Below are 14,416 nucleotides of genomic sequence, written 5' to 3'. Positions count from 1 at the left end.
TCGCAGGTCCAGTTCGAGTACCTGCGACGGGCAGATGTGCCCATGGCGCCGCGGCAACCGGTGGAGGACTGTCTGTCTCATAGGGGCATCGGTGGACAGAGCGCGGCCGGGGGGCCGCCGCCACCGGTGCACCTCAAGGGGGACACCATGCACATCTTCGGCATCGACAAACGCACCAGGACGATCAAGCTCGCCACCGCAGCTGCGGTCACGGCGACCGCGCTCACCGCAGGCGGTGTGGCGGTCTCGGCGAATCCGGCCCAGGCAGCAGTCCGCTCGTGCTCCGCCGGTACGCCGGCCACACAGCGTCCGGTACTGAAATACCGCGACGTCGGGAGTTGCGTGACCGAGTTGCAGCGCCGGCTCATCAGCCACGGAATCTCGGTTCCCGGCGGCGCGGACGGGTCCTTCGGGCCCGGCACGGTCACGGCGGTCAAACGATTCCAACAGGTGCGCCGGCTGCACGTCGACGGCATCGTCGGTCAGGTGACGTGGTCGACATTGGTGGGTACGGCTTCGAGCGGGGCAGGCGGCACCTATCGCACGACGCGCTGCGGCAACAACGGCAACAAGGTACTGCTGGTCTTCGACGACGCCTCGCCGAGCATGCGTAGCTACCGCAACCTGGTGGCGACGGCAAAGGCGAACAACATCGGCATCGGAGTGGCACCGAACGGAAACGCCGTGCGGGCCGGCCGAGCCGACCCGGCGTACGCCCGAGCGAACGGGATGCTGGTGGTCGATCACACCTACGATCACAAGGACCTCACCCGGTTGTCGTCCTCGCAGATCCAGTGGGAGATCACTCAGCCCTATGTCCGCAGCAACTACGTGCGGCCACCGTACGGCGCGTACAACGCCCGGGTGTCGTCCGTGCTGGCCAGGAACGGCAAGTACAACTGCATGTGGAACCTCGATCCGCGCGACTGGGACGGCAAATCGGCCTGGTCGGCGGCGAATTACATCGTCCGCAATGCCTCCGCGGGCAGCACCGTGGTGGTACATCTGAACCACATGGGCGCCACTGCAAGCACCCTGCCGTACATCAAGAAAGGACTCGCAAACCGCGGTTTGACGATGTGTGCTCCGTGGAGCGGTCCGACCCGTGAGCACATGCCGCCGACCTACTGCTGACGCCGGTGCATCCATGACGGCATACTCGCGGTCATGGATGCACCCAGCAGCGGGCCGGAAACCATCGCGGAGTTCTACGCCCGGGTCGAGGCCGCCCTCGGTCCCGACCGGCGGCTGCCGGTGGCGGTGGAGGAGATGCCCGGTTGGGACATCTTCCCGTTCGAGATCGACTCTCTTCGGATCAAGCCGCTCGCACCGCTGGCCGACTCCGAACCGGATCGTCGGGGCGAGAACGAGGACGAATGTTGGTGCGCGGGCCCGTTCGAACCGAAGAGCGACGACCGTCTGGTGTGGTGGAACGAGAACTGGAAGCTGTCCACCGATCTGACCGGTTCGGGGCTGCCGATCATGCTCTGGCTCAGTCCGATGACGCACTGCGATCTGCCGACCATGCCGCCTGAAGTTGCGGCCGGGATCGGACCGTTGATGACGACGATCTCCGCGGCCATCGAGGATCTCCCGAGCGTCGGACGCGTCCAGTTGGCCAAGTACGGCGACGGTGGCGCGCACCTCCACCTGCTGTTCATGGGCCGTCCGTCCCGGATGCTGCAGCTGCGTGGCTCGCCCATGCTCGACTGGGAGGAGAACCTTCCGCGGGTCCCCGCAGACGTCGTCCGGCGCAATTGCCGTCCGATCGCCGAGGCGTTGACATCGACCTTCGGTGGCCAGATCGGTCCGGCGGCCGGCTGAATCTTCAATTCCCAGAACCCGATTCGGAATTCGAACGCAGCACACAGAACTGATTGCCTTCCGGGTCGGCCAGGGTGACCCACCCGCTGCCGGTTCCGTGGATGCCGCGTCGGTCGGCCACGAAGCCTGCGCCTCGGCCGATCAGCCACTCCACCTCGTCGTCGCGGGAACGTTCGAGCGGGCGGACGTCGAGATGGATCCGCTTGGCCGGTAGTTCCTCGTCGGGCACCTCGATGAACAACAGTCGCTGACCGGACTCGGGGTGCTCGATCATGCATTCTTCGTGACCGGGCTCGTTGGGGTCACCGGGGATGTCCCGGAAGCCCAGCGTCTGCCGCCACCACGTCGAAAGGGCGTAGGCGTCGTGGCAATCGATCGTCAGGTGCGAGATGAATACCGTCATGCGATGACTCTGCCGCTCAGGAGTTCCGCGCGCACCTGAGTTTCCGCGGCAATGGGCAGGTCTCCCCATGGCTGCGGGGGAGCCGATGCCGTGGCTTGCGTGTCCCACCTCCGGTTCAGATCGACGGGGTAAAGGGTCCTCGTCACCACGAGGAGCGAGGACACCATGCGAGTTCAGCAGCGAACCGAGCGCACCAGGAACACCGTCGGTCGGGCGTTCGTCGTCGGATTCACGGCCGCGGCGGTCTTCGGTGGAACCGGGCTAGCCCTTTCGGCGGCGTCGGCCGACTCCGGGCAGGTCACTTGCTCGAGCTCGACCGCTGTCGCCGAGCGGCCCACGCTTCGGTTGTCGGACGAGGGTAGTTGCGTGACGCAGGCGCAGCGCCGTCTGCAGGTGCACGGAGCGTTCGTCACCGACGCTCCGCTCGACGGCGAGTTCGGCGCCTCCACCGAAGCTGCGGTGCGTGCGTTCCAGCTGGAATCCGGACTCGAGATCGACGGGGTGATCGGATCGAAGACCTGGGCCGCGTTGGCCGCCGACTCCGTTCCGGCTGCGGCGCAACCCCCGTCCGGACAGGGAACAGCGGGCGGTTACGACAAGTACCGCTGTGGCAACGCCGGCGACAAGGTGCTCCTTGTCTTCGACGACTACTCACCGACCTCGGAGAACTTCCGCGCCCTCGTCGACTCGGCGAAGGACAACAACATCGGTATCGGAGTCGCTCCCAGCGGGAACGCGGTCGGGGACAAGGGAGTCGACGTCGACTACGCCCGCGACAAGGGCATGTTCGTGATTGACCACGGCTACGAACACAAGGACATGACCAAGCTGTCGGACGAGGAGATCGCACAACAGATCTCCCGCCCGGGCATCGAGAGCAATTTCGTGCGTCCGCCGTACGGCGCACACGACGACCGCGTCGAAGCCGTGTTCGCCAAGCTCGGTAAGCGCAACTGCATGTGGAACCTCGACCCCGAGGATTGGAACAACAAGTCGCCGATGCAGGCAGCCGACGAGATCATCGCCCGAGCCCAACCCGGCAGCACGGTCGTGGTCCATCTCAACCACATGGGCACCGACACGAGCACGTTGCCGGCGATCAAGGAGGGTCTGAGCGAGCGGGGACTGCAGATGTGCGCGCCGTGGACGAAGACGACACCCCAGCACATGCCCGACAGCTACTGCTCCTGAACCGAGTAATCGCGCGCTGTGACCGGCAACGAGCGTGGCGGGGATCGGGGCACACCCTGCGTCCGCCTAGGATTGAGCTCATGTGTGGAATCGTCGGTTACTACGGTCCGGGCGGCAGCGAAGCCGTCCTGCGCAAGATGAACGACTGCCAGGTGCACCGCGGACCGGACGGTGAGGGCAGCTTCATCGAAGGCCCCGTCGGTCTGGGCCACCGGCGGTTGTCGATCATCGACGTTGCGCACGGTCAGCAGCCGATGCAGACGGCCGACGGGCGCTACACGATCGCCTACAACGGTGAGGTCTACAACTACCTCGACCTACGCACCGAACTCGAAGCGCTCGGCCACACCTTCACCACCGACTCCGACACCGAGGTCGTCCTGCAGGCCTTCGCCGAGTGGGGCGGCGACGCGTTCGACAGGTTCAACGGCATGTGGGGCCTGGCGATCTGGGACGCCCAGGAGCAGCGGCTGACGCTGTCCCGCGACCACTTCGGCATCAAGCCGGTCTACCTGGCCCAGGTCGGCGACACTCTGCTGTTCTCCTCGGAGATCAAGTCGATTTTGGCCAGCGGCCTGTACACCAAGGCCGTCAACGAACGCTCCCTCTACCGCTACCTGCGCTTCCGCATCCACGAGGACGGCCGCGAGACCTTCTTCGCCGGCATCGATCGCCTCGAGCCGGGCGAGATGCTGACCGTGGACGCCTCCGGTGTCGAGCGCCGGATGTTCACCCGGTTGCGTGAAGAACTCGCCGAGCTGGGTAAGCAGCAGCGTCCGTACGACGACGCCGCCGCGGCCGAGTACAAGGAGCGGTTGTTCGAGTCGGTGCGCCTGCGCCTGCAGTCCGAGGTGCCGGTCGGCACGTCCCTGTCCGGTGGGCTCGACTCCTCCGCCGTCGCCGTCATCATCAACCAGTTGCTCAATCAGGGCGATGCGACCACCAAGTCGGTCGGTGCACGCCAGAACACCTTCTCGGCGGTGTTTCCTGGTTCGGCGAACGACGAGGAGAAGTACGTCGACGCGGTGCTCGACATCTGCGAGGGGCAGGTCGACTCGCACAAGATCCTGCCGACGGCCGATGAGTTCAAGCAGGATCTGCTCGACTTCATCCGTACCCAGGAGGAGCCGCTGATCTCCTCCGGGCCGTACGCACAGTTCCAGGTGATGCGCGAGGCGACCAACCACGTCACCGTCCTGCTCGACGGTCAGGGCGCCGACGAGATGATGGCCGGTTACATCCCGTACTACTTCGTCTACCTGCGCCAGCTCAAGGCCCAGGGCAAGAAGGATGCCGCGCTCGAACTCTCCAAGAGCCTCGACGTTCTCTACCGCCTGGGTCGGTTCAAGCTGCAGGACAAGATCAAGCGCAAGAAGGTCATCCCGGCCACGGCGTTCATGAACTCGGAGTTCTCCTCGAAGTACGCGGGGGAGAAGTTCGCGACCGAAGGCAACAACCTCAAGTTGAGGTTGATCGAAGATCTGTTCCACAACTCACTGCCCTCGTTGTTGCGCTACGAGGACAAGAACACCATGCGCTTCTCGCTCGAGGGACGCGTGCCGTTCCTGGACAAGGAGGTCGTGAAGTTCATCTTCAGCCTGTCCGACGAGGCGATCATCAAGGACGGCTGGAACAAGCGTGTGCTGCGTGACGCGACCCGGGGACTCCTCCCGGAGATGATCAACCGCCGCCGCAACAAGATCGGTTTCACCACTCCGCAGGGCGAGTGGTTCATGCGGCTGAAGAACTACTTCTACAACATCTTCCTGTCCGAGGAGTTCGCGAACCGTCCCTATTTCGACCAGAACGAGGTGCTGCACGCCTTCGAGGGTTGGATCAAGGGCACCAACGGCGTGGACTCGATGACTTTCTGGCGTCTGCTCAACGTCGAGTTGTGGCTGCGCGAGTTCTTCGACGACAAGCCCGAGGTGATCGACGAGGGTCCGGTACGGATCAAGACCGACCTCGAGCCGAACGCCGACAAGCAGCTCGCGCTCACCACGAGCCTGGGCGAGCAGGTGACCCGCTACCCCCTGCGTAGCGAACTGGTCGACAAGGACACCGATCTCGACCCGTTCGTGATGGAGCACATCGATCGCTTCTTCGCCACGCTCGGCGCCGACGAGGAGCACTCGCAGGCGATGGTAGGCAAGCAGTGGTACTTCTTCATCTCCGAGAAGATCATCGCGATCACTCAGGGTCGCTCGTACTTCATCTGGGACATCAACGTCGGACGGCCGGCGCGGGTGCTGTCGAAGTACGTGACCCGCACGCCCGCAGGCATCGGCCTGGGCTCCCCGTTCACCATGCAGTTGGCCATCCAGGAAGCGGGCCTGCCGCGCGTCCTGTACGCCAGCGCCGGTGGCGCGGTCGGCAAGGTGCTGGGCAAGAAGGGCCTGTTCTACGAACTCGTGGGCAATGACATCCGGGCGATCGACGGACCGACGGAGTACTCCGCCTACCCCTCGAACGTCTCGGCGAAGTTGGCACCGAAGGACCCCGATGAGGTTGCCGCTCGGCTGTCCGAGCAGATCCGCTCGCGTGTGCCGCAGGCCTACCGCGACACCTTCGGCGGAACGATCGTCATGGACGCCAACGACATCGGCCGCAACGTTCTCGGGTCCGACGTCCCGGGCGACCAGGGCCGCTTCGAGGAGATGTTCGCCGACAACCCGCTCGGGCAGGGGTCTGAGCAGACTCCGATGGCGATCGTCGTCGTAGACTGACCCCGCCCCGTAGGTCACCCCGAAAGGTCACCCGGTAGGCCGGACGCCCGTCGTCGCAGTGTGCGGATGGCCGGTAGACTTCCCTCAACCCCAGCCGTACCTCCCAGGAGATCGTCCACGTGAGCACCCTCAACGTCCAGCTCGTCGCCGCCGACCGCAAGGTTTGGGAGGGCGAAGCCTCGGCGCTCTACGCGCGTACCGTCGAGGGCGAGCTCGGCATCCTGCCCGACCACACGCCGCTGTTGTCGGTTCTTGCCGAGTCCGGCGAGGTGCGGATCGAACCGGTGAGCGGTTCGCGCATGGTGGTCACCGTCGACGGCGGATTCATCTCGGTCGACCACAACTCGGTCACCGTCGTTTCCGACGCGATCGACGCCTCCGGCCTGGACGCCTGAGAAAGACGGCTTTGGGCGACGTCCTGCTCACCGCGGAGGTCGCCCTCGGTGTGCTCTTCGCGCTCCCCATAGCCTTCGTCTGTTGGGTGATCGTCCGACGTTGGTTGATCACCAAGGACCACCTGATGATCCTCATGGCTCGCCGCCGTGGGGATTTTTGGGTGATGGGCATGACGCGAACCCAGGCTGCGTCGATCGAGTGGTTCCCGGTGCTCGGGATCGGCCTCACACCCGGCTGGACGGTGCGACGTGAGGACGCCGAGTTCGGTCCGCCTCTGGCCGCGGAGAAGGTGCCGTCGGTGATCCAGGAGCCGGTGCTCGTCGACTGCACGGTCGGCGGCGAGGTGCACCGTCTTGCGATCAGCCGCGGCGACTACACCCAGCTGCGGTCGTGGTCGGAATCGTCCCCGCCCGGCTTCAACTCGGGGCGCTACTAGGCGCTACCAGCAACTGCGGGATCTCGAGCTTCGTCGCCCTGCGCGGTTCGGTCAGCGTTCGCCGCCCGGCACCCACAGCACATCCCCACCTACGTCCACGTTGGCGTACCGCGCCAGCACGAACAGTAGATCGCTGAGCCGGTTGAGATAGGCGGCGGTCAAGGGGTTCACTCCACCGCTGCCCTTCGCCGATCCGGCCGGTGCCTCGTCCGTGCCGTACGTCTCGATCGCAGCCCAGGTGGACCGCTCCGCCCGGCGGACCACCGTCCGACTCACATGCAGGTGCGCTGCACCCGCGCTGCCCCCGGGCAGGATGAACGAGCGGAGCGTCTCCAATCCCTCGTTGTAGCGATCGATGTCCTGCTCCAACTGGTCGACCCAGTCCTGCTTGACCCGCAGCGGCGGGTACTCCGGATCGGCGACCAGCGGGGAGCAGAGGTCGGCGCCCACGTCGAACAGATCGTTCTGGACGCGGAAGAGAGTCTTGTCGACATCGTCCCCGAGGTCGCCGCAGGCCACCGCGACTCCGATCGAACTGTTGGCCTCGTCGGTGTCGGCGTAAGCCGCCAGCCGCGGGTCGGTCTTGCTGGTGCGGCTGAAGTCGCCGAGGGCCGTCGTGCCCTTGTCGCCGGTGCGGGTGTAGATGCGGCTGAGGATGACCATGGCCCGATCGTGCCATGCCTCGCCTCGGCGGGAGTTGCTCGGTCGTTCGACCAGGATTCGGCGCCGAACCAATATCACATACGTGATGAAACCGTGACCCCACCCTGGTGTGAATTCCACCGAAGCGGTGGCCTAATGGACGCACATACACACCGCACCTTGGGAACTTGGGGGTTCCAATGTCGGACTTCGTGGCCCGATCCACTCGTCGTCACCGTTACAAGAGTGTGCCCGGATTCGAGGTCCATCAGGTCCTCCCGGGCACCGAACTCGCGGTCATCGGCGAGCTCAACGTCAACACCATCTCGGTCGTCCGCGACGCGTTGAGCGTCGCCATCGATTCCGGGGAGGGTGAGTTGCGGGTTCGGCTGCACGGAGCCGAGGTGATCGATGCGGCCGGACTCGGCGTGCTGGTCGGCGCGGATCGCCGGGCGGCGAAGGCTGGTCGCCATCTGGTGCTGACGGATGTGTCGCCCCGTCTCGACCGGGTCATCCGCAGCACGAAGCTCAGTCGCGTGTTGACCTGGACGACGCCTGCGGTCGCCGCAACCGCCTGACGCTCAACCGATCGCGGTTGCCGAAGCGCGTCGCGGATCGGCTGCCGCCTGCAGGTCACCGTCGGGGCGACGCTTGGCCGCGGCCACTCCGCCGAAGTACATCGCGTGGCGGGCATGCCCGACGTGCGGTGCGTCGATCCGTGCGGCGGCAGCTTCCAGCGCCTTGTCCGGTTCGGTCTCCAGTCGGATCGAGCGAGACGAGAAGTCGACGCTGACATGTGCACGCGGTGCGTTGATCGCGTCCTGCAGCGCGACATCGGACAGGCAGTGGGCAGCGAGTACCTGCATGAGGGCGGTCGTGATGCGGTCGGCGCCCGGACTCCCGATGGCGAGCATCGCGCCGTCGTCGTCCTGCCCGGTGGTCGGCGCCATGTTGGATGCGAGCCGGGTGCCGGGAGCCACCGCATGAATCCCTCGGCGGTTCAGTTCCGGCTCGCCCAGGCAGTTGTTCAGCACGAGTCCGGTGCCGGGCACGGTGACGCCGGAGGAGTACCCGGCGGACGACGTCAGTGCGCACGCGTTGCCGCGACTGTCGACCGCACTCACGTGAGCGGTGTCCGTCGAGGTGGGCAAGGTGGCCAGATCATTGCCTTCCAAGGCGCGCAACAGGTCGGCCCCGGCGATCTCGAGATCCGCGGCGGCATCCAGGCTGCCGGCCCGATAGGTCAACACCTCGCGCTGCACCTGCAGCACGTCGTCCGCGGTGGCCCCGCGTCGCTGGATCAGGCGAAGCATGGTGGCCAGTACCGGCCCGCCGATCGAGGGTGGGGGATTGGTAGCGAGCCGCCACGGTCCGACCCGGTCGACCGTCGCCGGACGCACCCGCGCCTCGTAAGCCGAGAGGTCCTCCAGCGTGATGAGCCCGTCGTTCGCCTGGAGATGATCGGCCACCCGGCGTCCGAGATCCCCGCCGTAGAGCAGCGAAAACCCTTCTGAAGCAAGCAGATCCAGGGTGTCGGCGAGTTCCGGCACAGTGAGCATCGTGCCCACGGTCGCCGGGTGATCGCCGACGAAATGTGCCTTCCGGGTCTGCGGGTCGAATCCGTAGAGCGCCTGGCCGACGATTCCGAGGTAGCTCGCCGCAGCGGCGCCGAGCCGGAAACCGCGGCGTCCGATCTCGATCGCCGGAGCCATGATGTCGGCCCACGATGCACGCCCGTGCCGGGCATGGGCCTCCTCGAAGGCCTTGAACGATCCTGGGGTCGCTGCGGAGCCGGCGCCCGCGTAGATCGTGATGCCGCCTCCGTAGTCGAGATCGACCTCGCGCAGGCCACCGCCGAAGCGGGTGCTCGGCAGGCCGCGCCCGGGCATCTCGCAGTTGCCGTCAACGACGATCGGGTCGCCGCCGTCCGGCCAGATGTTCACGAACGCTCCACCCAGCGCAGAGACGATTCCGGGTTCGCTCACGTAGGTGACAAGCATCGCCGCGATGGCAGCGTCCACGGCCGTGCCGCCGAGGTGGATGAGATCGAGACCGGCCTGCGCCGCCAATGCATTGGGTGCGGCCACGGCGCCGCCGCGGCCCCGGAAGAGCTCGTCCTCGGCCATCAGAACAACCGGGAGTCGGCGTCGTCGATACCGCGCAGCGCATCGTAATCCAGTGTCACGCAACGGATTCCACGATCCTGAGCGAGCGTACGAGCCTGCGGCTTGATGAGCTGCGCCGCGAAAACACCCTCGACGGGCGCCAGCACCGGATCACGGTTCAGCAGTTCGAGGTAGCGGGTCAACTGCTCGACGCCGTCGATGTCGCCCCGACGCTTGATCTCGACGGCCACGGTTGCGCCGTCGGCATTGCGGCACATGATGTCGACCGGGCCGATCGCGGTCATGTACTCGCGTCGGATCAGGGTGTATCCGTCGCCGAGAGTGGTGATGTGCTGAGCCAGCAGTTCCTGCAGCTGCGCCTCCACACCGTCCTTCTGCAGGCCCGGGTCGATGCCCAGGTCGTGGCTGGTGTCGTGCAGCACCTCGTACAGGCGCACGCGCAGGTTGTCCTCGCTCTTGGCGTGCTGGACGAACCACACCTTGTCGACACCTTCGGTGCGCTCGTCGTCCGTCGGATCGAGTTCGACCAACGAGCACGGGGGAGTCATCCAGTTCAACGGCTTGTAGGAGCCACCGTCGCTGTGCACCAGCACGGAGCCGTCAGCCTTGACCATCAGCAGGCGGGTGGCCATCGGCAGGTGGGCGGTCAGGCGTCCGCCGTAATCGACGCTGCATCGGGCAATCACAACTCGCACCGGGGCAGCCTAATGCGGACGGTGACCGGCTCGATCGGGCAGACCGCGGTCTGGGAGACTTCGGGGCATGACGCAGCAGATCAAGTCGGTGGGTGTGATCGGCCTCGGCACCATGGGTGCGGGCATCGTCGAAGTCTTCGTGAAGGCGGGCATTCCCGTCGTCGCGGTCGACGGCACGAAGGAACTCGCGCAGCGGGGCAAGGGCTTCCTGACCGGCTCGCTTGATCGCCAGATCAAACGCGGCAAGCTGGACGAGGCGGGGCGGGACGAGATCGTCTCGCGTGCAACCTTCAGCGATCGACTGAGCGACCTGGCCGACGTCGATCTGGTCATCGAGGCGGTGCCGGAGCGCCTGGAGATCAAGACCTCGATCTTCACCGAGCTCGACGGGATCGTCCGGCCCGATGCGGTGCTGGCGACCAATACCTCGAGTCTGTCGATCACGCAGATCGCTGCTGCGACCGAGCACCCCGAGCGCGTCATCGGCATGCACTTCTTCAACCCCGCGCCGGTGCTTGCTCTGGTCGAGGTGATCACCACGATCCTGGTCGACCAGAAGTTGGTCGAGGCCGTCCGTGACCTCGCCGTCACCCTCGGCAAGAAGCCCGTCGTCGTCGGTGACCGGGCAGGGTTCGTGGCCAACGCGCTGCTGATCACCTACCTGGCCCGTGCGATTCGCACCTACGAGACCGGTCACGTCAGGCGCGAGGACCTCGACGACGCCGCCCGGATCGGCATCGGTTTCCCGATGGGCCCGCTCACCCTGTCCGACCTCATCGGCCTCGACGTCGTCAAGGAGGTCTGCGACGTCCTGTACGACGCCACCAAGGAGCCGTCCGCCGCCCCGCCCGCTCTGCTGCAGCAGATGGTCGCCGCAGGTCGCCTCGGTCGCAAGACCGGCCATGGGTTCTACCAGTACGAGAAGGCCGGCTCGGGCGCTGTCGTCGACGCGCCCGAGCCCGTTTCCGCGCCGAAGGGTGCCTCTCAGGTCGCGGTCATCGGCGAGGGCGCCGTCGCCGACGAACTGGTGCGCGTGCTCGACGAGGGTGGCGTGCAGGCTCTCGCCTACGGGTCGTCCTCGGACGAGCTGCCCGAATCGGTCGACCTGGCGTTCCTGGTCGGCAGTGGCTTGACCGACTGCGCGTGCGGCCCGGAGGGGCTGTGCCGACGGGGAGTGCGAGTCGCACGAGGAAGGCGCGGCCTGGTTCGGGGATCTCGTCGAGGGACTGTCGGAGGGCACCGTGGTCGCCGTGCTCGACGAGGACGCCGAGTTCCACGCGGCCGGGAGCATCGCGCAGGACGTGCGCCCGGTCGTCGTCCGACTGCACGCAGCCACCAAGGCCGGTCAGGTCGTCGAGATCGGGCGGTCGGGTGAGCAGAGTGCCGTGGACCTGGTCCACGGCACCCTCGCTGCTGCCGGCCTGCGCACGATGGTCGCCCGCGACCGTGCCGGCCTGGTCGTCGACGCGCTGCTGTTGCCGCATCTGAACGACGCGGTCAAGATGGTCGACTCCGGTTACGCGAGCGTCGCCGATGTCGACACCGCGATGACCGCAGGGTGCGGCTACCCGCAGGGCCCGTTCGCCTACATCGACCAGATGGGCGCGGACGCGGTGCTCTTAGGACTGCTGCGGATGTACGACGAGACCCGCGAGCCGGGTCTGAGCCCCTCACCGTTGTTCGACGAGCAGATGATGAGCGGTCGCGACTTCACGGACACCTCGGCCTGACGTGCCCCGGCGCAACCACCGCAAGGATCGGCCCGAGCGGCCGGACCTGTCCCGGTTGCTCGACGTCGGCGTCCGGATCGACAGCTACCTCGGGCAGCGCTGGAACGTGCGGTCGGTGCGCGGCAACAGCAACGGCCGGGTGTATGTGTGTCCGGGCTGTCAGCAGCAGTTGAGCAGTGCCCTCGCGCATGTGGTGGTGTGGCCGGCCGAAGGGCTCGGTGATCTCACCGACCGGCGGCACTGGCACACGCCGTGCTGGACGGCGCGGGACCGACGTCCACCGAAGGGATCGTGGCGCTGAGCAGTCCCCGGTGTTGAGCATCGTGATGGCGAGGGCGATGAAGGCCGGTGTTCTGCGGTCCATGCGCCGAGGATGGCCTGTTGCCTACTGGTACACGGTGAACGCCACCCGAAAGTCCGCAGAAATCGCGGGTCGAGGCGTGCGCGCTGCGGACGCTCAGTGGGACGTGTGCTCGACGAGTTCGACCAGCACGCCACCGGCGTCCTTCGGATGGATGAAGTTGATCCGCGATCCGGCTGTGCCACGGCGTGGCTCGTCGTAGAGCAACCGAAGCCCCTTGTCCCGCAAGGCTTTCGAGACAGCTTCGACGTCCTTGACGGTGTAGGCCATCTGCTGGATACCCGGGCCGGAACGATCCAGGAACCTGCCGATGCTGGAGTCGGGGGACAATGGCGCGAGCAGCTGGATGTGCGCGTGCGGCGCCTGAGGGTCGCCGACGGTCATCATCGCTTCGCGGACGCCCTGTTCCTCGTTGGTTTCCTCGTGCGCGAGGGTCATCCCGTAGGTGTCTCGGTAGAACTCGATCGCGGCGTCGAGGTCGGGCACCGCGATCCCGACGTGGTCGATGGCTTCGAACAGATGCGACGGCAGCGAATTCATGGCTCCAGACTATGGTGGAAGTCACGGCTCGGAGGCCTGATTGCGCCGAGCCGGCAAGGGCGCAGCTGACGCGAACGCCTCATCCATCAACGTCGCTGGAAGTGAACTCGAATGACTGCTGTTGACGACGCTCATACGCCGGTCCTCGTCGCCGGTGCCCGTACCCCCATGGGGCGGCTGCTCGGCTCGTTGAAGGATTTCTCCGGATCCGACCTGGGCGGTTTAGCGATCAAGGGTGCGCTGGACAAGGCCGGTGTGTCCGGTGACCAGGTGCAGTACGTGATCATGGGCCAGGTCCTGACCGCCGGAGCCGGTCAGATGCCGGCCCGTCAGGCCGCGGCCAAGGGTGGCATCCCGCTGACCGTGCCCTCGCTGACGATCAACAAGGTCTGCCTGTCGGGTGTCGACGCCATCGCGCTCGCAGCACAGCTGATCCGTGCGGGCGAGTTCGACACCGTCGTCGCGGGCGGCCAGGAGTCCATGAGCCAGGCGCCCCATTTGCTGATCAAGAGCCGCGAGGGCTTCAAGTACGGCGACGTCGCGATGAAGGACCACATGGCCTACGACGGTCTGTGGGATGTGCTGACCGACCAGGCGATGGGCAACCTGACCGAGTCGGCCAACACCGCCGACCAGGAGTTCTCCCGCGCCGAGCAGGACGCGTTCTCCGCGCGCAGCCACCAGCTCGCCGCCAAGGCCTGGAAGGACGGCTTGTTCGACGACGAGGTCGTCACCGTCTCGATCCCGCAGCGCAAGGGCGACCCGATCGAGTTCAAGAACGACGAAGGTGTTCGCGCCGACACCACCGAGGACTCACTGTCCAAGCTGCGTCCGGCGTTCAGCAAGGACGGCACGATCACGGCCGGATCGGCCTCGCAGATCTCGGACGGCGCGTGCGCCGTCGTCGTGATGAGCAAGGCGAAGGCCCAGGAGCTCGGTGTGAAGTGGCTGGCCGAGATCGGTGCTCACGGCGTCGTCGCCGGTCCCGACTCCACCCTGCAGGCGCAGCCCGCCAACGCGATCAAGGTCGCGTGTGAGAAGGAGGGCATCGCGCCGTCCGACCTCGACCTCATCGAGATCAACGAGGCGTTCGCCGCGGTCGGTCTCGCGTCCACCAAGCAGCTCGGTCTGGACGCCGACAAGGTCAACGTCAACGGCGGCGCGATCGCCATGGGTCACCCGATCGGCATGTCCGGCGCGCGTATCTACCTGCACCTGGCGCTCGAACTCGCCCGTCGGGGCGGTGGCGTCGGTGTGGCCGCCCTCTGTGGCGGCGGCGGACAGGGCGACGCCCTGCTCGTCCGCGTCCCGGAGGCCTGAGTTTCGCTGCGGGACAAGAGGATTCG

At 66.4% G+C, this 14,416-nt stretch carries 16 protein-coding genes; 11 read left to right on the top strand and 5 right to left on the bottom strand.

Annotation, left to right across the window (positions count from 1 at the left end; all coding sequences use genetic code 11):
• Nucleotides 1-147: 147 nt before the first annotated feature.
• Both MF407_RS09980 and MF407_RS09975 read left to right on the top strand, forming a co-directional pair.
• Complete coding sequence (locus tag MF407_RS09980; protein ID WP_168990150.1) at nt 148-1,134, top strand: peptidoglycan-binding protein; 987 nt, start codon at nt 148-150, stop codon at nt 1,132-1,134.
• Between the two features lie 33 nt (nt 1,135-1,167).
• The gene (locus MF407_RS09975; protein WP_239702189.1) at nt 1,168-1,824 is read left to right on the top strand and encodes a hypothetical protein; all 657 of its coding nucleotides are present in this window, start codon (nt 1,168-1,170) and stop codon (nt 1,822-1,824) included.
• A 4-nt stretch (nt 1,825-1,828) separates the two neighbouring features.
• Here the strand turns inward: MF407_RS09975 and MF407_RS09970 are convergent, their stop codons facing one another.
• Complete coding sequence (locus MF407_RS09970; RefSeq protein WP_239702188.1) at nt 1,829-2,227, bottom strand: VOC family protein; 399 nt, start codon at nt 2,225-2,227, stop codon at nt 1,829-1,831.
• Nucleotides 2,228-2,392: 165 nt separating this feature from the next.
• Between MF407_RS09970 and MF407_RS09965 the strand changes: the two genes are divergently transcribed.
• The 4 genes from MF407_RS09965 to MF407_RS09950 all read left to right on the top strand — a co-directional run bounded on the left by MF407_RS09965 (nt 2,393) and on the right by MF407_RS09950 (nt 6,976).
• The gene (locus tag MF407_RS09965; RefSeq protein WP_239702187.1) at nt 2,393-3,418 is read left to right on the top strand and encodes a peptidoglycan-binding protein; all 1,026 of its coding nucleotides are present in this window, start codon (nt 2,393-2,395) and stop codon (nt 3,416-3,418) included.
• Nucleotides 3,419-3,498: 80 nt separating this feature from the next.
• Nucleotides 3,499-6,144, top strand: coding sequence for an asparagine synthase (glutamine-hydrolyzing) (asnB, locus tag MF407_RS09960; RefSeq protein ID WP_239702186.1), 2,646 nt, complete (start codon nt 3,499-3,501; stop codon nt 6,142-6,144).
• Between the two features lie 119 nt (nt 6,145-6,263).
• Nucleotides 6,264-6,539, top strand: coding sequence for a F0F1 ATP synthase subunit epsilon (locus MF407_RS09955; protein ID WP_141927884.1), 276 nt, complete (start codon nt 6,264-6,266; stop codon nt 6,537-6,539).
• Nucleotides 6,540-6,550: 11 nt separating this feature from the next.
• A complete protein-coding gene (locus MF407_RS09950; protein WP_168990151.1) occupies nt 6,551-6,976 on the top strand; it encodes a DUF2550 family protein in 426 nt (141 codons plus the stop codon).
• A 51-nt stretch (nt 6,977-7,027) separates the two neighbouring features.
• Here MF407_RS09950 and MF407_RS09945 read toward each other — a convergent pair whose 3' ends face one another.
• On the bottom strand, nt 7,028-7,639 hold the full coding sequence (locus tag MF407_RS09945) for a cob(I)yrinic acid a,c-diamide adenosyltransferase (protein ID WP_239702185.1): 612 nt from the start codon (nt 7,637-7,639) through the stop codon (nt 7,028-7,030).
• A 191-nt stretch (nt 7,640-7,830) separates the two neighbouring features.
• On the opposite strand from MF407_RS09945, the gene MF407_RS09940 reads away from it, so the two are divergent.
• A complete protein-coding gene (locus MF407_RS09940; protein ID WP_239702184.1) occupies nt 7,831-8,196 on the top strand; it encodes an STAS domain-containing protein in 366 nt (121 codons plus the stop codon).
• Nucleotides 8,197-8,199: 3 nt separating this feature from the next.
• Here MF407_RS09940 and MF407_RS09935 read toward each other — a convergent pair whose 3' ends face one another.
• Both MF407_RS09935 and nucS read right to left on the bottom strand, forming a co-directional pair.
• Complete coding sequence (locus MF407_RS09935) at nt 8,200-9,744, bottom strand: gamma-glutamyltransferase (RefSeq protein WP_129624794.1); 1,545 nt, start codon at nt 9,742-9,744, stop codon at nt 8,200-8,202.
• The gene (gene nucS / locus MF407_RS09930; protein ID WP_129624795.1) at nt 9,744-10,439 is read right to left on the bottom strand and encodes an endonuclease NucS; all 696 of its coding nucleotides are present in this window, start codon (nt 10,437-10,439) and stop codon (nt 9,744-9,746) included. The genes MF407_RS09935 and nucS overlap by 1 nt, the downstream gene beginning before the upstream one ends.
• A gap of 67 nt (nt 10,440-10,506) precedes the next feature.
• Here nucS and MF407_RS09925 point away from each other — a divergent pair, with 67 nt between their 5' ends.
• Genes MF407_RS09925 through MF407_RS09915 form a run of 3 tightly spaced genes read left to right on the top strand, consistent with a single transcriptional unit; the run spans nt 10,507 to nt 12,470 of the window.
• Nucleotides 10,507-11,814: a 3-hydroxybutyryl-CoA dehydrogenase gene (locus tag MF407_RS09925; RefSeq protein WP_239702183.1), complete on the top strand. Its 1,308-nt coding sequence runs from the start codon at nt 10,507-10,509 to the stop codon at nt 11,812-11,814.
• Between the two features lie 10 nt (nt 11,815-11,824).
• Nucleotides 11,825-12,169 (top strand): 3-hydroxyacyl-CoA dehydrogenase family protein, encoded by a 345-nt coding sequence (locus MF407_RS09920; protein ID WP_239702182.1) that lies wholly within the window; start codon nt 11,825-11,827, stop codon nt 12,167-12,169.
• A 1-nt stretch (nt 12,170) separates the two neighbouring features.
• On the top strand, nt 12,171-12,470 hold the full coding sequence (locus MF407_RS09915; protein WP_129624797.1) for a hypothetical protein: 300 nt from the start codon (nt 12,171-12,173) through the stop codon (nt 12,468-12,470).
• 156 nt (nt 12,471-12,626) lie between these two features.
• Here MF407_RS09915 and mce read toward each other — a convergent pair whose 3' ends face one another.
• Entirely contained in the window at nt 12,627-13,070 is a 444-nt protein-coding gene (mce, locus tag MF407_RS09910; RefSeq protein WP_129624798.1) for a methylmalonyl-CoA epimerase, read from the bottom strand.
• A 111-nt stretch (nt 13,071-13,181) separates the two neighbouring features.
• On the opposite strand from mce, the gene MF407_RS09905 reads away from it, so the two are divergent.
• On the top strand, nt 13,182-14,390 hold the full coding sequence (locus MF407_RS09905; protein ID WP_239702181.1) for an acetyl-CoA C-acetyltransferase: 1,209 nt from the start codon (nt 13,182-13,184) through the stop codon (nt 14,388-14,390).
• The last annotated feature ends 26 nt before the right edge of the window (nt 14,391-14,416 follow it).

Origin of the sequence: Yimella sp. NH-Cas1 (assembly GCF_022359705.1) — a bacterium.
GTDB classification, from domain to species: Bacteria; Actinomycetota; Actinomycetes; order Actinomycetales; family Dermatophilaceae; genus Yimella; species Yimella lutea.
This window is presented reverse-complemented; position numbering and strand designations above follow the sequence as displayed.